The following is a 24930-nucleotide window of genomic DNA, read 5'->3' on the forward strand; positions in this document are numbered from 1 at the left end:
GCCCCCCCCAAAAGCAAAACCCCAGTGAGGGATGCTCACTGGGGTTTTGGGGGATAAGAGCCTGACGATGACCTACTTTCACACACGGATGTGCACTATCATCGGCGCGAAGGCGTTTCACTGTCCTGTTCGGGATGGGAAGGAGTGGGACCACCTTGCTATGGTCGTCAGGCGTAGCGGGTTGGGCGCAGGCCTGTGGCCGGCGCCCCAATTCGGAAGAAGCACATCGCGCCCGGGATGGGGCGAGGGTTATGAAGTTTGTTTGAACGGCACTTGAATGCTACGCGCTCATACCAGGTCTATAAAACCCGCAGAGTTATAGGATCAAGCCGCACGGGCAATTAGTATCGGTTAGCTCAACGCATTACTGCGCTTCCACACCCGACCTATCAACGTTCTGGTCTCGAACGACCCTTCAGGGGGGTCAAGCCCCCGGGATACCTAATCTTCAGACGAGTTTCCCGCTTAGATGCCTTCAGCGGTTATCTCTTCCGTACTTAGCTACCCGGCAATGCCATTGGCATGACAACCGGTACACCAGAGGTACGTCCACTCCGGTCCTCTCGTACTAGGAGCAGGCTCCGTCAAGTATCCAACGCCCACGGCAGATAGGGACCAAACTGTCTCACGACGTTTTAAACCCAGCTCACGTACCTCTTTAAATGGCGAACAGCCATACCCTTGGGACCGGCTACAGCCCCAGGATGAGATGAGCCGACATCGAGGTGCCAAACACCGCCGTCGATATGAACTCTTGGGCGGTATCAGCCTGTTATCCCCAGAGTACCTTTTATCCGTTGAGCGATGGCCCTTCCATTCAGAACCACCGGATCACTATGTCCTGCTTTCGCACCTGTTCGACTTGTCAGTCTCACAGTCAAGCACGCTTATGCCATTGCACTATCAGCACGATTTCCGACCGTACCTAGCGTACCTTCGAACTCCTCCGTTACGCTTTGGGAGGAGACCGCCCCAGTCAAACTGCCTACCATGCACTGTCCCCGATCCGGATAACGGACCAAGGTTAGAACCGCAAACAAACCAGGGTGGTATTTCAAGGACGGCTCCACCGAATCTGGCGACTCGGTTTCTGCGCCTCCCACCTATCCTACACAGGCCGGTTCACAGTCCAATGCAAAGCTACAGTAAAGGTTCATGGGGTCTTTCCGTCTAGCCGCGGGTAGATTGCATCATCACAAACACTTCAACTTCGCTGAGTCTCAGGAGGAGACAGTGTGGCCATCGTTACGCCATTCGTGCAGGTCGGAACTTACCCGACAAGGAATTTCGCTACCTTAGGACCGTTATAGTTACGGCCGCCGTTTACCGGGGCTTCGATCAAGAGCTTGCACCCCATCACTTAACCTTCCGGCACCGGGCAGGCGTCACACCCTATACGTCGACTTTCGTCTTGGCAGAGTGCTGTGTTTTTAATAAACAGTCGCAGCCACCGATTCTCTGCGACCCCATCGAGCTTGGCGCGCAGGCGCCTCACCCTACCGGGGTATACCTTCTCCCGAAGTTACGGTATCAATTTGCCGAGTTCCTTCTCCTGAGTTCTCTCAAGCGCCTTGGAATATTCATCCCGTCCACCTGTGTCGGTTTGCGGTACGGTCTCGTACAGCTGAAGCTTAGAGGCTTTTCTTGGAACCACTTCCAATCACTTCGATCCACATGGGATCTCGTGCCACACCCTTGAATTACGCGCCCGGATTTGCCTAAAGCGCCTTCTCCAATGCAGCAACAGGGACATCCAACACCCTGATGACCTTCCGCGATCCGTCCCCCCATCGCACTGTACGACGGTGCGGGAATATTAACCCGCTTCCCATCAGCTACGCATCTCTGCCTCGCCTTAGGGGCCGACTCACCCTGCGCCGATGAACGTTGCGCAGGAAACCTTGGACTTACGGCGAGGGGGCTTTTCACCCCCTTTATCGCTACTCATGTCAGCATTCGCACTTCTGATACCTCCAGCAGCCTTTACAAGCCACCTTCGCAGGCTTACAGAACGCTCTCCTACCGCGTGTACAAAGTACACACCCGCAGCTTCGGTTTATCGCTTGAGCCCCGTTACATCTTCCGCGCAGGACGACTCGATCAGTGAGCTATTACGCTTTCTTTAAAGGATGGCTGCTTCTAAGCCAACCTCCTGACTGTCTATGCCTTCCCACTTCGTTTCCCACTTAGCGATAATTTGGGACCTTAGCTGGCGGTCTGGGTTGTTTCCCTCTTGAGTCCGGACGTTAGCACCCGGTGCTCTGTCTCCCAAGCTGGACTTGCGGGTATTCGGAGTTTGCCATGGTTTGGTAAGTCGCCATGACCCCCTAGCCATAACAGTGCTCTACCCCCCGCAGTCATACTTGAGGCACTACCTAAATAGTTTTCGGAGAGAACCAGCTATTTCCAGATTTGTTTAGCCTTTCACCCCTATCCACAGCTCATCCCCTAGTTTTTCAACACTAGTGGGTTCGGTCCTCCAGCACGTGTTACCGTGCCTTCAACCTGGCCATGGGTAGATCATCTGGTTTCGGGTCTACACCCAGCGACTGATTCGCCCTGTTCGGACTCGCTTTCGCTACGCCTTCCCTATCCGGTTAAGCTCGCCACTGAATGTAAGTCGCTGACCCATTATACAAAAGGTACGCCGTCACCCCATTAAGAGGCTCCGACTGTTTGTATGCATACGGTTTCAGGATCTATTTCACTCCCCTTCCGGGGTTCTTTTCGCCTTTCCCTCACGGTACTGGTTCACTATCGGTCGATCACGAGTATTTAGCCTTGGAGGATGGTCCCCCCATCTTCAGACAGGATTTCACGTGTCCCGCCCTACTTCTCTTACGCCTAGTTCCACCAGCCAGATTTCGTCTACAGGGCTATCACCTGCTACGGCCGGGCTTTCCATCCCGTTCGACTATCTGATTGGCTAAATCGTAAAGGCTACTCCGATTTCGCTCGCCACTACTTTCGGAATCTCGGTTGATGTCTGTTCCTCGAGCTACTGAGATGTTTCAGTTCACCCGGTTCGCCTCCACTGGCCTATGTATTCAGCCAGGGATACCGCTTGCGCGGTGGGTTTCCCCATTCGGACATCTGCGGATCAAAGCTTGTTTGCCAGCTCCCCGCAGCTTTTCGCAGGCTACCACGTCCTTCTTCGCCTGTGATCGCCAAGGCATCCACCATATGCACTTAGTCGCTTGATCCTATAACACTACCGTCTTATAGGACGCTGATATGTTTCGCGTTTGTGCCGTTCATAAGTTTCAAAGCTATCCCGATCCAACTGCGACCGGAATCTTGAGACTTGGAACTAAATCTATGCAATCACAACCCGTGCTCATTTTCATCGGCTCGCGCCAACTACTACATGAACACACTTTCGTTGTGCTTCTTCCTAATTGTTAAAGAACGATGTATAGCTTGCATTGGGCAAAACCCAACGCACAGGGCCGACTCGCAACCCTGGGCGTTGAACTCTAGCGCGTGGTGGAGGTGAACGGGATCGAACCGATGACATCCTGCTTGCAAAGCAGGCGCTCTCCCAGCTGAGCTACACCCCCGTATCCCCTCATCCGCGACCACTACCGGCCGCCGCCACAGGAAATACCTGGTGGGTCTGGTTGGATTCGAACCAACGACCCCCGCCTTATCAAGACGGTGCTCTAACCGACTGAGCTACAGACCCAAAAACCCTCTTCGGATCAGCAGTCAGGGTCGCGGCCCAGGGAGGACTCCCCCTCACCCAACGCCCGCAACCGATCCCGGCTACACATGTCAACAACCGATAAGCGTGGACGCTTAATAGTCCGCACTTCAAGCTCTTAAAGGAGGTGATCCAGCCGCACCTTCCGATACGGCTACCTTGTTACGACTTCACCCCAGTCATGAATCCTACCGTGGTAATCGCCCCCCTTGCGGTTAGGCTAACTACTTCTGGTAAAACCCACTCCCATGGTGTGACGGGCGGTGTGTACAAGACCCGGGAACGTATTCACCGCGACATGCTGATCCGCGATTACTAGCGATTCCGACTTCACGCAGTCGAGTTGCAGACTGCGATCCGGACTACGATCGGGTTTCTGGGATTGGCTCCCCCTCGCGGGTTGGCTGCCCTCTGTCCCGACCATTGTATGACGTGTGAAGCCCTACCCATAAGGGCCATGAGGACTTGACGTCATCCCCACCTTCCTCCGGTTTGTCACCGGCAGTCTCATTAGAGTGCCCTTTCGTAGCAACTAATGACAAGGGTTGCGCTCGTTGCGGGACTTAACCCAACATCTCACGACACGAGCTGACGACAGCCATGCAGCACCTGTGTTCCGGTTCTCTTGCGAGCACTGCCAAATCTCTTCGGCATTCCAGACATGTCAAGGGTAGGTAAGGTTTTTCGCGTTGCATCGAATTAATCCACATCATCCACCGCTTGTGCGGGTCCCCGTCAATTCCTTTGAGTTTTAATCTTGCGACCGTACTCCCCAGGCGGTCAACTTCACGCGTTAGCTGCGCTACCAAGGGCCGAAGCCCCCAACAGCTAGTTGACATCGTTTAGGGCGTGGACTACCAGGGTATCTAATCCTGTTTGCTCCCCACGCTTTCGTGCATGAGCGTCAGTGTTATCCCAGGAGGCTGCCTTCGCCATCGGTGTTCCTCCGCATCTCTACGCATTTCACTGCTACACGCGGAATTCCACCTCCCTCTGACACACTCTAGCCCGGTAGTTAAAAATGCAGTTCCAAGGTTAAGCCCTGGGATTTCACATCTTTCTTTCCGAACCGCCTGCGCACGCTTTACGCCCAGTAATTCCGATTAACGCTTGCACCCTACGTATTACCGCGGCTGCTGGCACGTAGTTAGCCGGTGCTTATTCTGCAGGTACCGTCAGTTGCCCCAGGTATTAGCCAGGGCCGTTTCTTTCCTGCCAAAAGTGCTTTACAACCCGAAGGCCTTCATCGCACACGCGGGATGGCTGGATCAGGGTTGCCCCCATTGTCCAAAATTCCCCACTGCTGCCTCCCGTAGGAGTCTGGGCCGTGTCTCAGTCCCAGTGTGGCTGGTCGTCCTCTCAAACCAGCTACGGATCGTCGCCTTGGTAGGCCTTTACCCCACCAACTAGCTAATCCGATATCGGCCGCTCCAATAGTGCGAGGCCCGAAGGTCCCCCGCTTTCCCCCATGGGGCGTATGCGGTATTAGCTACGCTTTCGCGTAGTTATCCCCCGCTACTGGGCACGTTCCGATACATTACTCACCCGTTCGCCACTCGCCGCCAGACCGAAGTCCGCGCTGCCGTTCGACTTGCATGTGTAAAGCATCCCGCTAGCGTTCAATCTGAGCCAGGATCAAACTCTTCAGTTCAATCTCTGTAGTTCGCGCACCGCTACCGAAGCAGCGGCACTTTGCTCAAAGGAAGTGAGGTTCGATGAATATCTTTGACATATTCAAGGTTCTTCACTTCGATGTGAGCACTTGGTTCTCTTTGGCCTGGCAAGCCCGGCTTACGCCAGACTCGCCTCGCGCGGCCCACCAAGCGCCCACACTTATCGGTTGTTTCGTTGTTAAAGAACAGGTACCGCTCACTGCCCGCCAGCTGCTTCGCAACCGGCTTGCTGTCTCAGCAGCACAGAAATGAGATTATGAGGCCTTTTTTAAAACCTGTCAAATCGATCGATGCCTGATTTGCCGCTTCCCGCTGCCCCGCCGAAACCGCCGGCGGCCGAACCGCGAAAAGGCGAGACTATACACGAATTCTTGCGGCTGTTCCAGAAGGGCAAGGAGCGTGCCGCCGATCAGGTCCGCAGCCAGTGGGACTGGCGCTGCAGCTCCAGTTCGCGCCGCACCGCGGTCTCGAGCAGCAGCCAGTCCGGCGCGCCGATATCCCGCAGCACGTGCTCGTCCAGTTCATGCAAAGCCGTGGCGGTGCGCTGGCCGGCGCGGCGGGCCTGGGCGGCCTGCCGCCAGGCCGTCCAGGCGGCGCGCCAGGGCGACGCGTGCAGGGGGTTGGCGGCGCCGCCCGAGACGGGATCGAGTGTCCATTGCGATTCCATGATGGCTCTCCAAGAGGTGTTCGTCCTATTGGTTAGCGTACGAGCCCAAGACGGTGCTGTGAATCGCATTGTTCTACACGAATTGGTCGGCTAAGCTTACCAGCATGAGCCGCCTGCCCCTGAACACCCTGCCCGCTTTCCGGGCCGTCGCCGAACTGCAGAACCTGCGCGCCGCGGCGGACCGCCTGCACCTGACGCACAGCGCCGTCAGCCAGCAGATCCGCGGCCTGGAGGAACAGCTGGGTTTCGCGCTGTTCGACCGGCGCGGCCGCCGCGTGGTGCTGAATCCGGCCGGCGAGGCCCTGCTGTGCAGCGTGCAGTGCGCGCTGGGGGAACTGGACAATGGCGTGCGGCAGGCCGCGTCGCTGGCCCGTGGCGCCAGCCAGCGCCTGCGCGTGTCGGTGCTGCCCTCGTTCGCGCAACGCTGGCTGCTGCCACGCATGGCCCGCTGGCGCGAGCGGCACCCCGACCTGACGCTGGAAATAGAAACCTCGCAGCAGTTGGCCGACCTGCAGCGCGATGGCCTGCACGCGGCCCTGCGTTCCGGCCGCGGGCCCTGGCCCGGCGTCGTGTCAGATCCGCTGTTCGACCTTCCCATGCCGCTGATCGTGCTGGCTTCGCCGGCCACCGCGCGCAAGCTGCCCGACAATACGCCGCAGACGCTGGCGCGCCAGCCGCTGGTCGGCGATAAGGAGCTCTGGCGCCAGTGGTTCGCCGCCGCCGGCCTGGCGGTCGATGTGACGCCGGTGGCCACTTTCAATGACGCGGGCCTGATGCTGCAGGCCGTCGAACAAGACCTGGGCCTGGCGCTGGGCCGCGAGTTGCTGGCCGCCGATGCCCTGTGCGAAGGCCGGCTGGTGAAGATTTCCCCGCTCAGCGTGACTTTCGAGCCGGCCGATACTTATCATCTGGTGTATCCGCCGGGCCTGCGCGACTGGCCGCCGCTGCTGGCGCTGCGTCAATGGATCCGCGACGAGCTCGAGCGCTCGCGCGACAACCTGACATCCCGCGACGCGGCGCCGGCCGACGAAACTGAATCCAAACGTTGAGCGCGTAAACGCGTATGTCCCTGGGGCTTGCCGCACAGGTTTTGTTGCATCCGGGGCACGGCAGGCTTGCTATGCTGCGCCGTCGGAAAGAGGAGCGCGAGGTTCTCCCATCATGATGCTGCTCCAGCGTGTACCACGCATCCACTGGCCCCGCCTGCTGGCGGGCCTGATGCTCTTTTGCCTGCTGGCGAGCGCGGCCGCGCTGGCCGCCAACCAGGCCGAGCGCCCGCCCGATGCGGCGGAAGCCGAGACCGCCTTGGCCGACGCCCGCAAGCAGATCGACGAGATCCGCGCGCGCCTGGAGGACGGCGGCGAAGATGCGCAACTGGTGCGCTGGCGCGCCGACGTGCTGGACATCCAATCGCGCGCCGATGCCCTGGCCGAAGCGCTGGCACCCCAGCTGGCCAGCGTGACGGCGCGGCTGACCGAGCTGGGCCAGCCGCAGCCCGGCACGCGCGAAGCGCCCGATGTGGCGGCCCAGCGCGCCCAGCTCGAAAAAGACAGCCGCGCGCTCGATTCGCAAACCAAGCTGGCGCGGCTGCTGTCGGTCGAGGCGGCGCAGACCGCCGAACAGATCTCCACCCTGCGCCGCAACCAGTTCCAGGCGCGCCTGGGCGAGCGGCGCGACTCCTTCCTGGGCACGCCATTCTGGTCGGAGTTGCGCGGCGACCTGCCGCGCGACCTGCGGCGCCTGAGCGACCAGGCCGCGGAGCTGCGCGAGGCCGCCGGCGCCACTCCGGCCGGCATCTGGATCCTGCTGGCGCTGGCGATCGCCGGCGTGCTGCTGCTGCGCGCGGCCTGCAGCCGCCTGTTGGTCAAGCTGACCGCCACGCGCGTGCCGCCCGGCCGCCTGCGCCGTTCGTTCCTGGCGGTGACGGTGGTGTTCCTGGCGGTCGCCACGCCGGGCCTGATTGCCGAATTGGCGCACATCGGGCTGATGTGGAACGGCATCCCGTCGGACGACACCGCGGACCTGCTGGGCAGCCTGGTGGCCGTGGTCTGCTTCGGCGGCTATGTGGCCGGCCTGGGCCATGCGCTGCTGTCGCCGGACCGCTCGACCTGGCGGCTGCCCGCCATCCACGACGATGTCGCGCAGGGCCTGCGCCGCCTGCCGCTGGCCCTGGGCCTGCTGGTGGTGCTGATCTGGCTGGGAGACCAATTGCCGGTGCTGCTCAATGCCAGCCTCACCACCACGATCACCGTCACGACGCTGGCCGCGCTGCTGCTGGCCGCCACGCTGGCGTGGGGGCTGAAGCGCTGTACCCGCCTGCAGCAACAGGTGCGCCAGGCCGACGAGGATGGCCGCGTGCCGCCCCGCCCCTTCTGGCTGTCGGTGCTGGTGGCCGCCACCTGGGCGGTGCTGATCATCAGCGTGATCAGCCTGCTGGCCGGCTATGTGGCGTTCGGCAGCTTCATCGTCAAGCAACTGCTGTGGACGCTGGCCATCCTGTGCACCGCCTACCTGCTCTCGGTGCTGATCGAGGACGGCTTCAGCACCCTGCTGGCCCCCTCGCAGGGCGACGAAGACAATGCCCGCAACCGGCTGCGCGCCCAGGCCGCGGTGCTGCTGTCGGGCGCCGGTCGCGTCACCGTGGTGCTGCTCGCCGCCACGCTGTTGCTGGCGCCCTTCGGGGAAGGGCCGTCCGACCTGATGCACCGCATGAACCAGTTGCACAGCGGACTGCAGATCGGCGAGGTGCATGTGCGGCCCGGCTCGGTGGTGCAGGCGCTGCTGGTGCTGGCCCTGTGCCTGCTGGGCGTGCGCCTGCTCAAGCGCTGGCTCGCCACCCGCTACCTGCCGACCACCGAACTCGACCCGGGCATGCAGATCTCGGCGGCCACGCTGTTCGGCTACGCCGGTTTCGTCATGGCGGTGGCGCTGGCGCTTTCGGCGCTGGGCATCGGCCTGGAGCGCGTGGCCTGGATCGCCAGCGCGCTGTCGGTGGGCATCGGCTTCGGCCTGCAGGAGGTGGTGCGCAACTTCGTCTCGGGCCTGATCCTGCTGGCCGAGCGGCCGGTCAAGGTGGGCGACTGGGTATCGTTGAGCGGGGTGGAAGGCGACATCCGGCGCATCAACGTGCGCGCCACGGAAATCCAGATGGCCGACCGCTCGACCGTGATCGTGCCGAACTCCGAATTCGTCACCAAGACGGTGCGCAACGTCACCCACGCCAACCCGCTCGGGCTGGTGCAGGTCAAGGTCCCCATGCCGCTGGATACCGAGCCGCGGCGGGCGCGCGAACTGATGCTGGCGGCCTTCGCCGCCCACGAGGGCATCCTGGAAACGCCGGCGCCCGATGTATTCCTGGAAGGCGTGGAGAACAATCACCTGATGTTCAACGCGCGCGGCTATGTCAGTTCGCCGCGCAACGCCTATGAAGTGCGCAGCGCCCTGTGGTTCGACATCCTGCAGCGCATGGCCGACGCCGGGCTGGCGCTGGCCTCGCCCTCGACCCTGGTGCTGGCCCGCCAGCAGGCGCGGCACGGCAGGCCGGACACCGGCGGGGTCGAACCCGCGCCGCCCGCCCCTAGCGCCCCAGGCGACGCTTCATGAACGCCAGGAAGCGCGCGTCGGTTGCATAGGCGATATTGACGCGCAAGGCCGAGGTGGTCTGCCCCCGCTCGGGCATGAAGATGGCCCCCGGGGCCAGGAAGATGCTGGCGTCCGAGGCCTCGCTGGCCAGCGCCAGTTCGTCCTGCCCCGGCTTGAGCCGCGCCCATAGATAGAAGCCGCCGCCCGGCGCATAGGGCAAGGCCAGCCCCACGCCCTTCAGCGCGGCGACGGCCTCGCGCGTGGCGCGCTCGACATGGGCCTTGAGCCGCCGCTGGTGCTTGAGGTACTGGCCGCTGGCGATCAGGTTGAACACCACGCGCTCGACGTAGTCGGACGTGCTGACCAGCGTCAGCATCTTCAGGTCGCACAAGGCATTGGCCAGCGCATTGTTGGCCGCCAGGTAGCCGACCCGCAGGCTGGCCGACAGTGTCTTGGAGAACGTCCCCACGTAGATGACGCGCTCGAGCTGGTCGAGCGTGGCCAGGCGCGGGCTGGCGGCGGGCAGGATGTCGGCGAACGGATCGTCCTCGACGAGGTAGAAACCGTACTGCGCGGCCGCCTGCAATACGCGATGCGCTACCGGCAGGGTCAGCGAACCGCCGGTCGGGTTGTGCGCCAGCGATTGCGTGAAGAACACCTTGGGCTTGAATGCGGCGGCCTTCTGCGCCAGGTCGTCCAGGTCGGGGCCGTCGGCGCGGCGCCGCACGCCGACCAGTTTCACGTTGGAAAACCGCAGCTTGCCGAACAATGGGTAATAGCCGGGACTGTCGACCAGCGCCACGTCGCCCGGCTCGAGCAACTGGCGCGCCACCAGGTCCAGCGCATGATTGGCGCCGTGGGTGAGCAGGACCTGCTCGGCCCCGGCCTGGATGCCGCGCTCCGCCAGCGCCAGGGCGATGCGCTCGCGCAGCGGCTTGTAGCCCCACGGATTGCCGTAGCCATGGCCAATGTCCGTGTCGCGCAGGGCCTTGGCGTTGCCGCCGGAGCGCGCCAGGTCGAAGCGTTCCATCCAGGACGGCGGCGGCCGGCCGTCGCCGACACGCACTTCATAGTGCTGGACCAGTTGCTCGCGCAACAGCGAGACCGTATCGATGGCCTGGGCGACATGACGCGAACGCTGCGCCGAGGACAGCGGCCGGGTGGCCGCCACGTAATAGCCTGACCCGGGACGCGCCTGCAAGTGGCCCATGGCGACCAGGCGGTCGTAGGCGTCGGCCATGGTGTTCTTGGAGACGCCTTGCTCCAGCGCGCCGGCGCGCACCGATGGCAGGCGCTGGCCTGGCTTGAGCGCGCCGCGCGAGATGGCCGCGGCGATTTGTTCGACGATGGCGCCGACACGGCTCATGATTGCTTCCGCATGCGCATGGATCGTACCTATTTTGTGTCTGGGACAGTTTTCTATGCAGCCCGGGAACTGTACCTTGTATTGTCCCGGTTTAGCGCCGATTATCCCATCTGCCCCGCCCCGGGCCAATCCGGGCCGGTACGGCCAGCGCCGCGCATCCAGCCGGCCCCAGAACACAGAACGCATAAGGAGGAGCACATGAAGACCATCGATCGCCGCTCGGCCATCAAGACCCTGGGCCTGGGCGCGCTGGGCGCCGCGGGCCTGTCCGCGGCCCGGCCCGCCCGCGCCCAGGAAACAGTGAACTGGCGCATGCAGGCCCTGTGGGACGGCGGCACCACGCCGCAGAAATTCGAGGAGCACTTCGTCAAGCGCGTGGCGGAGCTGACCGACGGCAAGTTCAAGATCGAATTGTTCTCGGCCGGGCAACTGGTGCCCGCCAACCAGGCTTTCGACGCGGTGCGCGGCGGCGCCTTCCAGATGATGAAGACCTTCGACGGCTACGAAGCCGGCAAGATCCCGGGCCTGGCCTTCACCAGCACCGTGCCGTTCGGCTTTCCGGAGCCCGACCAGTACGAAGCCTGGTTCTACGAGCTGGGCGGGCTGGAGCTCGCCCGCGAGGCCTATGCGCCGGCCGGGCTGTTCTATGTCGCCCCCACTGTCTACGGCCCCGAGCCGATCCATTCCAAGGTGCCGATCAAGTCGATCGCCGACCTGCAGGGCAAGAAAGGCCGTTTCGTGGGACTGGCCTCGACCGTGATGGGCAGCCTGGGGGTGGCGGTGACCCCGCTGCCGACCAGCGAAGTCTATTCCGCGCTGGACAAGGGCGTGATCGACCTGGCCGACCGAGGCGACCTGACCGCCAACCTGGAGGCGGGGCTGGCCGAGGTCGCCAAGTACATCGTCATGCCCGGCCCGCACCAGCCCACCACGGCGACCAGCTACGTCGCCAATCGCGCCGCGTACGAGCGCCTGCCGGCGCCATACAAGGCGGCCCTGGCGGCGGCTGCGCGCGAGACCTCGGCCGCGCTGCGCCAGCATATCCTGGTGGCCGACGGCAAGGCGCTGGAGGCCTTCAAGGCCAAGGGCGTCACGGTGACCGCGCTCGATCCGGGCGAACTGGCGCAGGTGCGCGCGCAAGTCGTCGAGACCTGGAAAAAAGCGGCCGGCAATAACGCCAATGCGGTGAAGATCCTCGACAGCCAGGTGGCATTCCTCAAGCGCCTCGGCCTGCTCGGCTGAGCGCCGCGCTTCCGCCGCCCCGCCCGCGCCGCGGGGCCGTCACTTTCCCATCGAGGTGCTCATGCCACTAGCGATACGCTGGTACGTCACGCTGGTCACCGGCATCAACCGCGCGCTGTTCCTGGCGGCGACCGGCCTGATGCTGATCGTGGTCCCCGTCATGCTGTATGAAGTCGTGTCGCGCTATGTGTTCGGCGCTCCCACCGTGTGGGGGATGGAACTGGCGACGATGCTGTTCGGCCCCTACTTCCTGCTGGGCGGCCCCTATCTGCTGCACCTGCGCGGCCACGTCAACCTGGACCTGGTGCGGCGCCGCCTGGACCCGCGGCGCATACGCCTGCTCGACCTGTTCAACCACCTGGTCATCATGGCGTTCTGCGCGATCCTGGCCAGCTATTCGCTGCCGCTGGCGGTGCAGTCGCTGGCCTTCGGCGAGACCTCGTTCTCGGCCTGGAACCCGCCGGTCTGGCCGGTGAAATTCACGGTGCCGCTGGCGGTGATCCTGCTGGGCGCGCAGAGCCTGGCCGAGTTCCTGCGGCTGCTGCTGCGCGATCCGGGCGCGCTGGAGGGCCAGGCATGAGCCCCAACACCATACTGGCCATCATGTTCGGCGGCCTGACGCTGCTGATGCTGACCGGCCTGCCGATCGCCTTCGTGCTGGGCGGGCTGTCGCTGCTGCTGACCGTGACGCTGTGGAATGCCGACGCGGTCGTGCTGATGGTGCTGCAGATCTTCGACACGATGCGTTCGGAAGCGCTGCTGGGCATCCCGCTGTACATCCTGATGGCCGGCATCCTGCAGCGCTCCGGCGTGATCGAGGACCTGTACCGCGCCATGGAGCTGTGGTTCGGCCGGCTGCGCGGCGGGCTGGCGATCGGCACGGTGGTCATCTGCGTCATCATGGCCGCCATGACCGGCGTGGTGGGCGCGGCGGTGACCGCAATGGCCCTGCTGGCCATGCCCGAGATGCTGCGGCGCGGCTACGACCCCCGGCTGGTCACCGGCACCATCTGCGCCTCGGGCACGCTGGGCATCCTGATCCCGCCGTCGGTGCTGACCATCGTGTACGCCGTGACGGCGCAGGTCTCGATCGGCAAGATGCTGATCGCCGGCATCATGCCGGGGTTGATCCTGGCGCTGCTGTATATCGGCTACATCCTGTTCGTGGCGTATTTCCGTCCGGGCCAGGTGCCGCCGCCGTCGGGCGAACCGGTGCCGCTGCGCGCCAAGCTGCGCAGCCTGCGGGCGGTGATCCTGCCGATGCTGCTGATCGTGATGATCCTGGGCTCGATCTTCTTCGGCATCGCCACGCCGACCGAGGCGGCCGCCGTGGGCGTGCTGGGCGCGCTGCTGGCCAGCGCGGCGCGGCGCCGGCTGAACCGGCGCGGCCTGCAGGAAGCCGCCGTCGAAACACTCAAGGCGACGGCGATGATCCTGTGGATCACCATCGGGGCCAAGGCGTACGTGGCCATTTTCACCGGGCTGGGCGGAGCCAACACGCTGATGGAGTTCATCCGCCACCTGGACGTGCCGCCCTACGCCGTGCTGGCCGCCATGATGCTGATCCTGATCTTCCTCGGCACCGCGCTGGACGAGATCGGCATCATCCTGCTGACCGTGCCGGTGTTCCTGCCCATCGTGCGCCTGCTCGGCTTCGACGAGATCTGGTTCGGGGTGCTGTACGCCATCACGATCCAGACCGGCTACATCAGCCCGCCTTTCGGCTACACGCTGTTCTACATCAAGGGCCCGCTGCCGCCCCACCTCGGCATGGGCACCGTGTACCGCGGCGTTACCCCCTTCATGCTGCTGCAGATAGTGGCGCTGCTGATCTGCGCGGCCTTCCCCGGCCTGGTCACCTGGCTGCCCCGGCTCATGGCCAACTGACTTCCCTTCACGCTGACGACTGGACAATATCGTGAATTCCCCTGCCAAGAACTCCCGCATCCCCGGCTTCCACAAGGACGACATTGCCACCCGCCTGGCGCGCGTGGCGCAATTCGCCGACCTGGACGAAGCGACCACGCGCCACCTGGCCGACATGGGCAACCTCGATCCGCACCTGGCCGACCACCTGATCGAGAACGTGATCGCCACGTTGAACGTGCCGATCGGCATCGCGACCAACATGAAGGTCGACGGCGCAGACGTGCTGGTCCCGATGGCCACGGAAGAGTCGTCGGTGGTGGCGGCGGTATGCAACGCGGCGCGCCAGTGCTATGACCAGGGCGGCTTCACCACCTCGATGTCCGGCTCGCTGATGATCGCGCAGGTGCAATTGGTGGGCGTGCCCGACGCGGCGCACAGCCGCATGCGCATCCTCGAGCACAAGGCCGATATCAAGGCCCTGTGCGACGACTGCGATCCCTTGCTGGTCAAGCTGGGCGGCGGTCTGCAGGATGTGGAGGTGCGCGTGGTGCAATCGGCGGGCGGCCCGATGGTGGTGACCCACCTGATCGTCGACACGCGCGACGCCATGGGCGCGAACGCCGTCAACAGCATGGCCGAGAAGCTGGCGCCGCACATCGAATCGTGGACCGGCGGGCGCGTGTACCTGCGCATTCTGTCGAACCTGGCCGACCGCCGCCTGGCGCGCGCCCGCGCCGTCTGGACCTGCGAGGCGATCGGCGGCGCGGCGGTGCGCGACGGCATCATCAGCGCCTACCAGTTCGCGGCGGCCGACCCTTATCGCGCCGCCACGCACAACAAGGGCATCATGAACGGCGTTTCGGCGGTCGTGCTGGCCACCGGCAACGACACGCGCGCGGTGGAAGCCGGCGCGCATGCCTATGCGGCGCGCAAGGGCTGGTATTCGAGCCTGACGGACTGGGAGGTGACGGCCGAGGGCCACCTGGCCGGCACGCTGGAAATGCCGATGGCGGTGGGCCTGGTGGGCGGCGCCACCAAGCTGCATCCCACCGCGCGGGCCTGCCTGAAGATCCTGGGCGCCACCTCGGCCGACCGGCTGGCGCGCCTGATCGCCGCCGTGGGGCTGGCGCAGAATTTCTCGGCCTTGAAGGCCCTGGCCACCACCGGCATCCAGAAAGGCCACATGTCGCTGCATTCGCAGAACATCGCCATGATGGCCGGCGCGGTGGGCGACGAGATCGACCAGGTGGCCCGCGCGCTGGTGGCGCAGGGCGCCGTGCGGGTCGACGTGGCCGAGCGCGAACTGGCGAAATTGCGTGGCAAGGCCGGTGTCTGACACCGCGAGGGTGTCAGACGCCTCAATGGCGGGAGATGTCAGACACCTCAATGGCGGGGGATATCGGACACTGCGGTGCCATATCACGCGAGCAAGGCGCGCGTCGCCGGGATCAGCAGCCCCAGCCCGGCCAGAAGCAGCAGCACGAACACCATCCGCCTGACCGTGTGCACCGACCCCGCCGATGCGTAGCGGCGCACCAGCCAGGTCAGCCCCAGCACGACCGGCAAGGCCTCCAGGCCGAGCCACAGCGCGGTAGGGCCCAGGCTGCCATGCCCCGCCACCAGCGACAGGCGCACTACGGCATTGGCCGAGAACAGCACCAGCAGGCTGTTGCGCACCAGCGGCAGCGGCAGGGGCTGGCGGTACAGGTGGTAGACCATCGGCGGCCCGGCGCTGGAGAACAGGCCGCCCAGCACCCCCGACAAGCCGCCGTACAGGATGAAGGACAAGCGCGACGAGACGCGGGCCAGCGGCCGCGTGCGCGCCACCAGCAGGAGCGCGCACGCCAGGATGGTCAGGCCCAGCAGCCAGCGCAGCAACATGGCGGTGCTGCCGCTGATCCACTCCAGCGCCGCCACGCCGACGGCCACCCCCACCAGGCTGGAGGCCAGCGGCGGGCGGATGAGGGACCAGCTGAGATGCGAGCGCGCCCGGCCGAGCGCCACCAGTGCGTTGGCCAGCGTGAGCATGCTCACCACATTGGAGACTTCCGGCAGGGGCGCCAGCGAGAACAGGCCAGTCAGACCGAGCAGCACCAGCCCGAATGCGAACCCCGTCATGGTCTGGGCATAGGTGGCCAGCGCCACGCAACCCAGGAACAACATATGATCGACCCACGTCATGCTACGACTACGACAACCGCCACGGGCGCGCGCCGGCGCGCCGCATACTGCTACCGCCTGCCTCCCCTGCGACTCGCATACACATTCAGCGACAGGCCGGCCAGCACCAGGCCCGCCGCACCGAGCTTCCAGAACGGCAGCGGCTCGGCCAGCAGCACCGCCGAAGCCAGGATGCCGAACACCGGCACCAGCAAGGCCAGCGGCGTGACCGTCACGGCTGGATGGCGCGCCAGCAGCCAGCCCCACACGCCGAACGCGAACACCGTGTTGCCTAGCGCCTGCCAGGCCACCGCCAGCCACGCCGCCATGCTGGCATGCGCGACGGCATGCGCCGCGCGCGCCGGCCCCTCGACCGCCAGGCTGATCAATGCCAGCGGCACGATGGCGAACAGGCTGCTCCAGGCGGTGAAGGCCACCATGTTCACCCGCCCCACGCCGCGCATCACCATATTGGCGCAGGCCCACGAGAAACCGGCGGCGAGCACCAGGGCCAGGCCGAACAGCGTCACGGCGGCACCCGGGTCGGTCGCGCTGTGCCATGCCACCACGCCATAGCCCGCCGTGGCCAGCGCCAGCGCCGCAGCCTGCAGCGGCCGCATGCGCTCGCCGCTCAGGATCATGGACATGAGGATGGTGAAGAACACCTGCGACTGGACCACCAGCGAGGCCACACCCGGCGAGATGTCCTGGCGCATGGCCCAGTACAGCAGGCCGAATTGCCCGACGCCCAGCAGGACGCCGACGCGCGCCATGGCGCTCCAGGGCACCGCCGGGCGACGGAACAGGAATACCCACGGCAGCGCCGACAGCACGAAGCGCAGCGTGGCGAACAGGAAAGGCGGAAGCTCCGCCAGGCCCCACTTGATGACGACGAAATTCGTGCCCCAGATGAAGACAACGGACAACGCCAGCAATAGGTGGGACAGCGGCATGAAGGTGGGGCCGGGAGCGGAAGCAAGGCCGCATCATACCTCCGCCCCGCCGCGGCGGCGAACCGCCGGCGGCCGGGCCGGGTCAGGCCGGCACGGGATGTTCGGCCTGGCCGCCCACCACGGTAGTCCATTGGCGCACGCGCCACTGCGTGACCAGGCCCGCGCGCACATAGGGGTCGGCCTCGGCGAAAGCCGCCGCCACCGCCGGCGAGTCGGCCTTGAACAACAGCACCGCCTGGTCGGCCGGATCGGCCAGGGCGCCGCCCAGCACCAGTTCGCCGCGCGCCGCGGCCGCGCGCGCCAGCGCCAGGTGCGCGTCGCGGAATTCGCCGCGGCGCTCGAGGTAGTCGGGGACCAGGTCGTAGAACATCAGATAATGCATGGCGGCTCCTGCGCTAAATTCACGACGACGGCTCGATCATACTTGCCGTCCTGCCAACTCATCCACCAAAGGAATCCCGATGATCCAGGAAATCGCCAGCATTCTCGTGACGGCCGGCCATGAATCCGAATTCGAGGCGGGCGTGGCCCAGGCCAAGCCGCTGTTCCTGCGCGCCCGCGGCTGCCACGGCATCGCGCTGCACCGCTCTATAGAGAACCCGCGGCAATACACGCTGGTGGTCGACTGGGAAACCGTCGATAACCACATGGTGGATTTCCGCGAATCGGCCGATTTCCAGGAATGGCGCAAGCTGGTGGGGCCGCATTTCGCCGAGCCGCCCAAGGTTCACCACGAAGCGCGGGTGCTGTAGGCGCCGCCGCGGCGCTCAGCGCCGCGACCAGCCCTCGTACACCAGGCGCAGGCCGAACGCGGCCAGCCCGGCGCCGGCCAGGCTCTCCAGCAGGCGCCGGCTGCGGGCATAGCCGCGCCGCATGGCGGCGTGCGAGAACAGCTGGCACAGCAGCACGCGCCACAACAGCGACGCGGCCACCAGGCCGAGCCAGGCCGCCGCCTTGGCCCAGGCCGGCGTGTCGGGCCGCAGCGTCACGGAAAAGATACTGGCGAAGAACAGCACCGTCTGCGGATTGGCGAGATCGGTGACCAGGCCGCGCCGGAAATGCCGCCAGGCATCGGCGCGCCCGGTCGCGGACGCCGCTTTCAGGTCCGGCGGGCGGCTGGCGCGCAGCAGCTTCAGGCCATACCACACCAGGTATGCCCCGCCCAGGACCTGGATGATCGAGAACAGCAGGCCGCCGGCGGTGATCAAGGTGGCCATGCCGAACAGCCCCAGGCCGGAATAAATGGCATCGCCCGTGGCCACGCCCAGCCCCGCCATGGCGCCGGCGCCGCGGCCCGACGCCAGGCTGGTCTGCACCACCACCAGCAGGTTCGGCCCCGGGCTCAGGAACGTGAAGGCGAACAGGCCGACGGTCAGCAATACGGTATGCAGGGGATCCATGGGGTTCCTGGCGGTGCAGCGGCGCGGGCGCGCCCAGGCCCCCATTGTGCCAGCCCGCGGCCGCGCGCGGCGCGACGGCCCGCCGCCGTCAGGCAGCCTGGGCGCCGGCCAGTTCCACGGCGAGCCGGATGGCGGCGGCCAAAAAGGGCGAGCGGTCGTCCTTGCGATAGCTGAGGATGACCGGCGAGACGAACGATTCGGCGTCGATGGCGACATGGGCGACATCCTGGCGATGCAGGCGCTGCACCGAGGCGGGCACCACCGTCACGCCCAGGCCGGCCGCCACCAGCCCGATGGCCGTCTGCAGTTCGTTGGCCTCCTGGACCACGCGCGGCGCGTGCCCGGCGGCGCGGAACAGGCCCAGTACGTGGTCGGCATAGTTGGGCCGCGGCCGCGCCGGATACAGCACGAAGGGCTGCGCGGCCAGCTGCGCGATGCCGATGCGGCGCCGCCGCGCCAACGGGTGTCGCAGCGGCAGCGCCGCCACCAGCGGCTCGGCCATCAGTACCCGGCGCTCGATGGCGGGATCGTCGAACAGGATGCGGCCGATGCCCATGTCGATGCGGCCGGCCTTGAGCGCTTCGAGTTGCGGCAGGGTGGTCATTTCGGCCAGGCCGACTTCGACGCGCGGGTCGGCCTCGCGCAGGCGCCGGATCAGCTCGGGCACGAAGCCGTACAGCGACGACGGCACGAAGCCGATGCCGAACCAGCCGCGCTCGGTGTGGCCGAGGCGCCGAGTGCCCTGCACCACTTCGTCCAGGCGGGCGGTCAGTTGCAGCGACTGTTCGAGCAGAAAACGCCCGGCCTCGGTCAGCTTCAGCGAACGCGCGCCACGCTCGAGCAGCGTGACGCCCAGTTCGTCTTCCAGTTGGCGGATCTGCCGGCTGAGCGGCGGCTGGGCAATGTGCAGGCGCGCGGCGGCGCGCGTGAAGCTGCCCTCCTGCGCGACCGCCTGGAAATAACGCAAATGCCGCAGCTCCATGGCAACACCCATACCTGTTAGGTATTGAAAGCAACCAATATAGTCTTGGACCCCAGAAAAATCGAGCGGCATACTAAGGCCCGTTTTGCCTATCATCTATTCAAGGTATGGAAGCCCGCATCGAAACCATCGAGGCCATCCTGGTCGACCTGCCCACCATCCGCGCGCACCAGCTCGCCATGGCCGTCATGCAGCGCCAGACGCTGGTGATCGTGCGGCTGCGCTGCAGCGACGGCATTGAAGGGCTAGGCGAAGCCACCACGATCGGCGGCCTGGCATATGGCGAGGAAAGCCCGGAAGGCATCAAGCTGGCCATCGACACCTACCTGGCGCCCGCGCTGGCGGGGCAAGATGCCACCAATGTGCGCGCCGCGCTGGCACGGCTGGACCAGGTGGCGCGCGGCAACCGGTTCGCCAAGTCGGCCCTGGAAACCGCCCTGCTCGACGCGCAGGGCAAGCGATTGGGCGTGCCGGTCGCCACCCTGGTGGGCGGCGCGGTGCGCACCCGCTTGCCGGTGCTGTGGACGCTCGCCAGCGGCGACACGGCGCGCGACATCGAGGAAGCCGAGGCCCTGCTGCAGGCGCGCCGCCACAACACTTTCAAACTGAAGATCGGCCGCCGCGAAATCGCCGCCGACGTGGCCCACGTGGCCCGCATCAAGCAGGCGCTGGGCGAGCGCGCGCGCGTCACCGTGGACGTCAACCAGGCCTGGAGCGAGGCCGACGCCGCGGGCGCCATCGCGCGCCTGGAAGCGGCGGGCGTCGACTTGATCGAACAGCCGATCCCGCGCGCCAACCTGGCGGGGATGGCGCGCCTGGCGGCGCGCTTCGTGGTGCCCATCATGGCCGACGAGTCGGTATGCACGCCCGAGGATGCGCTGGACATCGCGCGCCAGGGCGCGGCCGATGTGCTGGCGCTGAAAATCGCCAAATCCGGCGGCATCCTGGCAATGGCCCGCACGGCGGCCGTCGGCGACGCGGCCGGCATGGCGCTGTACGGCGGCACCATGCTGGAAGGCTCGATCGGCTCGATCGCGTCGGCGCACGGCTTCGCCGCCCTGCCGCGGCTGGGCTGGGGCACCGAGCTGTTCGGCCCGCTGCTGCTGAAGGACGACATCGTCGCCAACCCGCCGCGCTATGACGACTTCGCCCTGGAACTGCCCGCCGGCCCCGGCCTGGGGCTGGCGCTGGACGAGGACAAACTCCAGTTCTACCGGCGCGACAACGCGCCGGGCGCGCGCTGACGGCGCCCGCCCGGCCGAATCCACACAAGACACACACAGGAGACCCGAACATGCACAAGTCTTTATGCAAACCGCTGGCGGCGATGTGCGCCGCCGCTGCCCTGCTGGGTGCCGCCCCGGCAGCCCTGGCCGGCTATCCGGAACGCCCCGTCACCTGGGTGGTGCCGTTCCCGCCCGGCGGCGCCATGGACAACATCGCCCGCACCCTCGGCGAAGCCATGGGCCGGCAGCTCGACACCTCGTTCGTGGTGGAAAACCGCGCCGGCGCCGGCGGCAACATCGGCGCGGCCATGGTGGCGCGCGCCAAGCCCGACGGCTACACGATCCTGATCGTGGCCAACGGCATGGCCGTCAATCCCGCCCTGTATCCCAGCCTGAACTACGACCCGCAGGCGGATTTCGCGCCGATCTCGCTGCTGGCGGTGGTGCCCAACGTGCTGGTCACCAACCCGCAGCGCACCGGCGCCACCAGCGTCGCCGACGTCATCGCCAAGGCGCGCGCCAAGCCGGGCGCGTACACCTACGCTTCGGCGGGAGTGGGCACGTCGATCCACCTGGCGGGCGAGCTGTTCGTCTCGATGGCGGGCATCGATATGCTGCACGTGCCATACAAGGGCAGCGGCCCGGCCGTCTCCGACCTGCTCGGCGGACAGGTCGATTACATGTTCGACAGCATCACGTCGGCCAAGCCGCATATCCAGTCCGGCAAGCTGACGGCGCTGGCGGTGACCACGGCCAAGCGCTCGGCCGCCCTGCCCGACGTGCCCACGGTGGCCGAGGCCGGCCTGCCCGGTTACGAGCTGACGCCCTGGTTCGCGGCCTTTGCCCCGGCCGGCACGCCGCCCGAGATCATCGCCAAGCTGAATGCGGCGATGCGCCAGGCGCTGGCCGACCCCAAGGTCAAGGACACGCTCGACGCCATTGGCGCCGAACCCATCGGCGGCTCGCCCGAAGAGTTGAAGGCCTACCTGGCCAAGGAAACCGAGCAGGGACGCAAGCTGGTCGAGGAACGCAACATCAAGCTGCAATAAGGCCGCGTGCCGCGCCTGGCTCAGGCCGCGCGGCGTTCCAGCAGGCGCGGCGCGGCGCGCCGCGCCGATGCGGCGGCATTCATGTGGGTGATGTCTTCGGTGATGTCGCCCAGCGTATTCGACTGCGCCAGCGAGACGTCCACCACCTCGGCCATGATGTCGGTGACGCGGCGCGACGAGGCGACGATGTCGCCCATGGTCGTTCCGGCCGACTGCACCAGCTCGGCGCCGCTGCGGATCTGCTCGACCGACGCCGTGATCAGGTCCTTGATTTCCTTGGCGGCTGCCGCGCTGTTCTGCGCCAGGCTGCGCACCTCGGCGGCCACCACGGCGAAACCCTTGCCATGGCTGCCCGCGCGGGCGGCCTCGACCGCCGCGTTGAGCGCCAGGATGTTGGTCTGGAAGGCGATGCCGTCCATCACGCCGATGATCTCGGAAATGCGGCGCGAGCTGGCGGTAATGGCATTCATGGTGCGCACCACGTCCTGCACCGTCTGCCCGCCCTGTTCGGCCACCTGGCAGGCCGCGCGCGCCAGGTCGTTGGCCTGCGCGGCCCGTTCGGCATTCTCCGTCAGCCCCTGGACCGCGGTGCGCAGGGTTTGCGCGGCGGTAAACCGGCGCGTGATGTCGGTGGCGTATTTCACCACCTTGAACGGCCGGCCCTCGGCATCGAGAATGGGGTTGTAGCTGGCCTCGATCCATACCGGGCGCCCGTTCTTGCCCAGGCGCAGATACTGGCCGGTATCGTGCTCGCCGCGGGCCAGCTTGGTCCAGAACTCGGCATAGGCCGCGCTGCCTCGCTCGGCGGGCTGCACGAACATGCTGTGATGGCGCCCGACTATTTCCTCGGCGCTATAGCCCAGCGTATCCAGGAACAGGTCATTGGCGCGGATGATGGTGCCGTCGAGCTCGAACTCGATCACCGCCTGCACCTTGGAGATGGCCTCCAGTTGTCCGGCCACGTCGGCGTTGCGGCGCTCCTGCTCGGTGACATCGGTGGCGTACTTGACGATTTTCAGCGGCCGGCCGTGGCCGTCGAGAATGGGGTTGTAGCTGGCCTGCAGCCACACTTCGCGCCCGCCCTTGGCCAGGCGCCGATAACAGCCGGCGGCGTACTGGCCGGCGCCCAGCTTGCGCCAGAAATCGCGATAGGCGTCCGACTGGCGCTCGTCCGCATCGATGAACAGTGAATGATGACGGCCGTCGATTTCATCCCATCGGTAGCCCATGGCGTCCAGGAAATTCTGGTTGGCCGCCAGCACCCGGCCCTGCAGGTCGAATTCGGCCACCGCCTGGGATTTGTGGATAGCGGCCACCTGGCCCCATAGGTCGACATTGCGCCGCTTGCGATTGCCTGGAAACAGACGGTCCAGTCCCAGCCATGCCATATGCGTCCCCTTTCGACAGCTCGCGAATAGCGATAACAAATGATTCGAATCGAAATTTAATGTATCACTTTACGACGCATTTAAGCCAAGTTTTACAAATGTCTCAATACACGGCCGTCCGCCGGGGCCAATATGTGGAAAATTCTCCACAATCGCCAACTCGACGAGCGCCAGGAGCAGGCTGGCGCGGCGCGGCTCAGTCGCCGTCCAGTTCGGGGTAATAGCGGAAGATGCCGTCGCCGAACGGCAGCCGCCGGCCGCTGGAAAAGTACGGCTGCAACGCGGGCAGGCCGGCCACCCGGGCATGCAGGGCCATGACGCGGGGGAAGCGGCGCGATACCGTCGCCATGCGCTGCGGAAACGCATACAACAAGCCGTCGACCAGATGAAACAGCGACAGGTCGGCATACGACCAGCGCCGTCCGCCCGCCAGCCAGTCGCCGCGCGCCTGCAGCACCTGCTCGAAATAGCCCAGGAACTTCGGGATGCGCTCGTTGCGGAAGCTGGCCGCGCGGCGGATCGCCTCGTCGCGCTGGTCCTCGTAGTATTCGCTGGCGGCGATGGGGTGGTGCGTGTCGTGGGCTTCGGCCACCATGTCGGCAATGGTCAATTGCAGTTGGTTGGTCCAGTAGCGGCCTTCCACCGTCGCTGGCGCCAGGCCGTGCTTGTCGCCCAGATAGAGCAGGATGTTGGCCGTCTGGGCCAGGGTAAGCCGGCCGGCCACCAGGTACGGCGGCGCGAACGGCGGATGCTTGCGCGGCGACTGCATGTCGTCGACCAGCGTGCGCTCGGTGGCGCCTGGCTGCCGGGCGCATTCGCGATAGGCAATGCCGCCTGCTTCCAGGGCCAGGCGGACGAACTCGCCACGGCCCGGAATGCCGTCCCAATACCACAGGTCATAGGTCATGGGTGCTCCTCGGGATGGGCGGGCGCGCCGGCTACGCGCCGCGCCCGGCCTTTCACCTTACCACCCCGCAGGCCTAGCCGCCGGCCAGCCGGCGGCGCGCCGCCAGCGCCACGGCGACCGTGCTGCGCACGTCGGCCAGGGCCCGGTGGGTCGGGTCGGCCGCGCCCACGTGGCGAGCCAGGATCTGCAGCTTGTGCGACGGCAGCTCGGGCCAGGCCTGGCGGGCGAGCTGCAGCGTGCAGTGCGTCGGATTGGCGAACGGCAGCCCGGTATGCGTGGCCGCGGCGTCGAGGAAGCGCCGGTCGAACGAGGCGTTGTGGAAGAACACCGGCGTATCGGCCAGGAATGACCGGAAAGCCGCGAATGCCTCGGCCACCGGGATGCCGTGGTGGTCGACCTCGGCCTGGGTAATGCCTGTCAGCCGCGTAATGAACGGCGGCACCGGCCCGCGCGTGCGCACCACTTGCGAGAACTCGCGCTCGATGGCGCCATCGGGCGCCACGTGGACCGCGGCGAATTCAAGGATTTCGCACGTGGCGGTCGACAGGCCGGTGGTTTCCAGGTCGGCCACCGCGAACGCCCCATCCAGCGCCAGCAGCGCCGCGCGGTGCCGGGACGCACGCGATGGCGCCGCCTGGGCGGGCCGGGGCGGCGCGAAGGGATCGTGGTCCAGATACGGATTGGGCGTCGAGTAGCGGCGGCGGAAATAATGCATGGCGGTGTCGGGCTGTGCGCGCATTGTATGCCCGCGTCCGGCGGGCGG

19 protein-coding genes, 2 tRNA genes and 3 rRNA genes are annotated in these 24930 nt (G+C 65.9%); 9 read left to right on the top strand and 15 right to left on the bottom strand.

Annotated features, from left to right (window positions below):
* Positions 1-59: 59 nt before the first annotated feature.
* The 6 genes from rrf to ACKTT0_RS00030 form a co-directional block, all read right to left on the bottom strand.
* Positions 60-172 (bottom strand): 5S ribosomal RNA (gene rrf, locus ACKTT0_RS00005).
* A 148-nt stretch (positions 173-320) separates the two neighbouring features.
* A 23S ribosomal RNA gene (locus ACKTT0_RS00010) occupies positions 321-3203 on the bottom strand.
* Positions 3204-3484: 281 nt separating this feature from the next.
* Positions 3485-3560, bottom strand: a tRNA-Ala gene (locus tag ACKTT0_RS00015).
* A gap of 48 nt (positions 3561-3608) precedes the next feature.
* Positions 3609-3685 (bottom strand) — tRNA-Ile (locus ACKTT0_RS00020).
* Between the two features lie 138 nt (positions 3686-3823).
* Positions 3824-5354: ribosomal RNA gene (locus ACKTT0_RS00025) — 16S ribosomal RNA — on the bottom strand.
* The 16S, 23S and 5S rRNA genes sit together here with 2 tRNA genes alongside, the layout of an rRNA operon.
* Positions 5355-5785: 431 nt before the next feature.
* Positions 5786-6043: a hypothetical protein gene (locus ACKTT0_RS00030; protein ID WP_407847086.1), complete on the bottom strand. Its 258-nt coding sequence runs from the start codon at positions 6041-6043 to the stop codon at positions 5786-5788.
* A gap of 104 nt (positions 6044-6147) precedes the next feature.
* Between ACKTT0_RS00030 and ACKTT0_RS00035 the strand changes: the two genes are divergently transcribed.
* Both ACKTT0_RS00035 and ACKTT0_RS00040 read left to right on the top strand, forming a co-directional pair.
* On the top strand, positions 6148-7092 hold the full coding sequence (locus ACKTT0_RS00035) for a LysR substrate-binding domain-containing protein (protein WP_407847088.1): 945 nt from the start codon (positions 6148-6150) through the stop codon (positions 7090-7092).
* Positions 7093-7204: 112 nt separating this feature from the next.
* Positions 7205-9646, top strand: a complete 2442-nt coding sequence (locus ACKTT0_RS00040) for a DUF3772 domain-containing protein (RefSeq protein WP_407847090.1) — start codon at positions 7205-7207, stop codon at positions 9644-9646.
* On the opposite strand, the gene ACKTT0_RS00045 is transcribed toward ACKTT0_RS00040, so the two are convergent.
* Entirely contained in the window at positions 9621-10991 is a 1371-nt protein-coding gene (locus ACKTT0_RS00045; RefSeq protein WP_407847092.1) for an aminotransferase-like domain-containing protein, read from the bottom strand. The genes ACKTT0_RS00040 and ACKTT0_RS00045 overlap by 26 nt on opposite strands.
* 198 nt (positions 10992-11189) lie before the next feature.
* Here ACKTT0_RS00045 and dctP point away from each other — a divergent pair, with 198 nt between their 5' ends.
* From dctP to ACKTT0_RS00065, 4 genes are all read left to right on the top strand, one after another.
* Complete coding sequence (dctP, locus tag ACKTT0_RS00050) at positions 11190-12233, top strand: TRAP transporter substrate-binding protein DctP (RefSeq protein WP_407847094.1); 1044 nt, start codon at positions 11190-11192, stop codon at positions 12231-12233.
* A 61-nt stretch (positions 12234-12294) separates the two neighbouring features.
* Positions 12295-12813, top strand: coding sequence for a TRAP transporter small permease subunit (locus ACKTT0_RS00055; protein ID WP_407847096.1), 519 nt, complete (start codon positions 12295-12297; stop codon positions 12811-12813).
* Positions 12810-14120, top strand: coding sequence for a TRAP transporter large permease (locus ACKTT0_RS00060; protein ID WP_407847098.1), 1311 nt, complete (start codon positions 12810-12812; stop codon positions 14118-14120). Before ACKTT0_RS00055 ends, ACKTT0_RS00060 begins: the two co-directional genes overlap by 4 nt.
* Before the next feature lie 31 nt (positions 14121-14151).
* Positions 14152-15438 carry a hydroxymethylglutaryl-CoA reductase, degradative gene (locus ACKTT0_RS00065; protein WP_407847100.1) on the top strand — a complete coding sequence of 429 codons (1287 nt, stop codon included), beginning with the start codon at positions 14152-14154 and terminating at the stop codon, positions 15436-15438.
* 83 nt (positions 15439-15521) lie between these two features.
* Here the strand turns inward: ACKTT0_RS00065 and ACKTT0_RS00070 are convergent, their stop codons facing one another.
* From ACKTT0_RS00070 to ACKTT0_RS00080, 3 genes are all read right to left on the bottom strand, one after another.
* Positions 15522-16283, bottom strand: a complete 762-nt coding sequence (locus ACKTT0_RS00070) for a TSUP family transporter (RefSeq protein WP_407847101.1) — start codon at positions 16281-16283, stop codon at positions 15522-15524.
* A 50-nt stretch (positions 16284-16333) separates the two neighbouring features.
* On the bottom strand, positions 16334-17215 hold the full coding sequence (locus tag ACKTT0_RS00075) for an EamA family transporter (RefSeq protein WP_407847102.1): 882 nt from the start codon (positions 17213-17215) through the stop codon (positions 16334-16336).
* 82 nt (positions 17216-17297) lie between these two features.
* The gene (locus tag ACKTT0_RS00080) at positions 17298-17597 is read right to left on the bottom strand and encodes a YciI-like protein (protein ID WP_407847103.1); all 300 of its coding nucleotides are present in this window, start codon (positions 17595-17597) and stop codon (positions 17298-17300) included.
* Between the two features lie 79 nt (positions 17598-17676).
* Here ACKTT0_RS00080 and ACKTT0_RS00085 point away from each other — a divergent pair, with 79 nt between their 5' ends.
* Complete coding sequence (locus ACKTT0_RS00085) at positions 17677-17967, top strand: antibiotic biosynthesis monooxygenase family protein (RefSeq protein ID WP_407847105.1); 291 nt, start codon at positions 17677-17679, stop codon at positions 17965-17967.
* A 15-nt stretch (positions 17968-17982) separates the two neighbouring features.
* Here the strand turns inward: ACKTT0_RS00085 and ACKTT0_RS00090 are convergent, their stop codons facing one another.
* The gene (locus ACKTT0_RS00090) at positions 17983-18615 is read right to left on the bottom strand and encodes a homoserine/threonine efflux transporter (protein ID WP_407847106.1); all 633 of its coding nucleotides are present in this window, start codon (positions 18613-18615) and stop codon (positions 17983-17985) included.
* Between the two features lie 88 nt (positions 18616-18703).
* Entirely contained in the window at positions 18704-19597 is an 894-nt protein-coding gene (locus ACKTT0_RS00095; RefSeq protein ID WP_407847108.1) for a LysR family transcriptional regulator, read from the bottom strand.
* Positions 19598-19704: 107 nt separating this feature from the next.
* Here ACKTT0_RS00095 and ACKTT0_RS00100 point away from each other — a divergent pair, with 107 nt between their 5' ends.
* Both ACKTT0_RS00100 and ACKTT0_RS00105 read left to right on the top strand, forming a co-directional pair.
* Positions 19705-20841, top strand: coding sequence for a muconate/chloromuconate family cycloisomerase (locus ACKTT0_RS00100; protein WP_407847110.1), 1137 nt, complete (start codon positions 19705-19707; stop codon positions 20839-20841).
* Positions 20842-20891: 50 nt separating this feature from the next.
* A complete protein-coding gene (locus ACKTT0_RS00105; protein ID WP_407847112.1) occupies positions 20892-21872 on the top strand; it encodes a tripartite tricarboxylate transporter substrate binding protein in 981 nt (326 codons plus the stop codon).
* Between the two features lie 20 nt (positions 21873-21892).
* Here ACKTT0_RS00105 and ACKTT0_RS00110 read toward each other — a convergent pair whose 3' ends face one another.
* The 3 genes from ACKTT0_RS00110 to ACKTT0_RS00120 form a co-directional block, all read right to left on the bottom strand.
* Positions 21893-23260 (bottom strand): methyl-accepting chemotaxis protein, encoded by a 1368-nt coding sequence (locus tag ACKTT0_RS00110; protein ID WP_407847113.1) that lies wholly within the window; start codon positions 23258-23260, stop codon positions 21893-21895.
* A 196-nt stretch (positions 23261-23456) separates the two neighbouring features.
* On the bottom strand, positions 23457-24167 hold the full coding sequence (locus ACKTT0_RS00115; RefSeq protein WP_407847115.1) for a glutathione S-transferase: 711 nt from the start codon (positions 24165-24167) through the stop codon (positions 23457-23459).
* A 73-nt stretch (positions 24168-24240) separates the two neighbouring features.
* The gene (locus tag ACKTT0_RS00120; RefSeq protein ID WP_407847117.1) at positions 24241-24906 is read right to left on the bottom strand and encodes a 3'-5' exonuclease; all 666 of its coding nucleotides are present in this window, start codon (positions 24904-24906) and stop codon (positions 24241-24243) included.
* Positions 24907-24930 lie beyond the last annotated feature (24 nt).

The organism is Bordetella saccharivorans, from assembly GCF_045862855.1.
Taxonomy (GTDB): domain Bacteria; phylum Pseudomonadota; class Gammaproteobacteria; order Burkholderiales; family Burkholderiaceae_B; genus Bordetella_A; species Bordetella_A petrii_F.

Bases quoted from the DNA above. Each gene is read 5' to 3' on its own strand.
- ACKTT0_RS00030 (WP_407847086.1), bottom strand. From the start codon at position 6,043: ATGGAATCGCAATGGACACTCGATCCCGTCTCGGGCGGCGCCGCCAAC.
- ACKTT0_RS00035 (WP_407847088.1), top strand. From the start codon at position 6,148: ATGAGCCGCCTGCCCCTGAACACCCTGCCCGCTTTCCGGGCCGTCGCC.
- ACKTT0_RS00040 (WP_407847090.1), top strand. From the start codon at position 7,205: ATGATGCTGCTCCAGCGTGTACCACGCATCCACTGGCCCCGCCTGCTG.
- ACKTT0_RS00045 (WP_407847092.1), bottom strand. From the start codon at position 10,991: ATGAGCCGTGTCGGCGCCATCGTCGAACAAATCGCCGCGGCCATCTCG.
- dctP (WP_407847094.1), top strand. From the start codon at position 11,190: ATGAAGACCATCGATCGCCGCTCGGCCATCAAGACCCTGGGCCTGGGC.
- ACKTT0_RS00055 (WP_407847096.1), top strand. From the start codon at position 12,295: ATGCCACTAGCGATACGCTGGTACGTCACGCTGGTCACCGGCATCAAC.
- ACKTT0_RS00060 (WP_407847098.1), top strand. From the start codon at position 12,810: ATGAGCCCCAACACCATACTGGCCATCATGTTCGGCGGCCTGACGCTG.
- ACKTT0_RS00070 (WP_407847101.1), bottom strand. From the start codon at position 16,283: ATGACGTGGGTCGATCATATGTTGTTCCTGGGTTGCGTGGCGCTGGCC.
- ACKTT0_RS00075 (WP_407847102.1), bottom strand. From the start codon at position 17,215: ATGCCGCTGTCCCACCTATTGCTGGCGTTGTCCGTTGTCTTCATCTGG.
- ACKTT0_RS00080 (WP_407847103.1), bottom strand. From the start codon at position 17,597: ATGCATTATCTGATGTTCTACGACCTGGTCCCCGACTACCTCGAGCGC.
- ACKTT0_RS00085 (WP_407847105.1), top strand. From the start codon at position 17,677: ATGATCCAGGAAATCGCCAGCATTCTCGTGACGGCCGGCCATGAATCC.
- ACKTT0_RS00090 (WP_407847106.1), bottom strand. From the start codon at position 18,615: ATGGATCCCCTGCATACCGTATTGCTGACCGTCGGCCTGTTCGCCTTC.
- ACKTT0_RS00095 (WP_407847108.1), bottom strand. From the start codon at position 19,597: ATGGAGCTGCGGCATTTGCGTTATTTCCAGGCGGTCGCGCAGGAGGGC.
- ACKTT0_RS00100 (WP_407847110.1), top strand. From the start codon at position 19,705: ATGGAAGCCCGCATCGAAACCATCGAGGCCATCCTGGTCGACCTGCCC.
- ACKTT0_RS00105 (WP_407847112.1), top strand. From the start codon at position 20,892: ATGCACAAGTCTTTATGCAAACCGCTGGCGGCGATGTGCGCCGCCGCT.
- ACKTT0_RS00110 (WP_407847113.1), bottom strand. From the start codon at position 23,260: ATGGCATGGCTGGGACTGGACCGTCTGTTTCCAGGCAATCGCAAGCGG.
- ACKTT0_RS00115 (WP_407847115.1), bottom strand. From the start codon at position 24,167: ATGACCTATGACCTGTGGTATTGGGACGGCATTCCGGGCCGTGGCGAG.
- ACKTT0_RS00120 (WP_407847117.1), bottom strand. From the start codon at position 24,906: ATGCGCGCACAGCCCGACACCGCCATGCATTATTTCCGCCGCCGCTAC.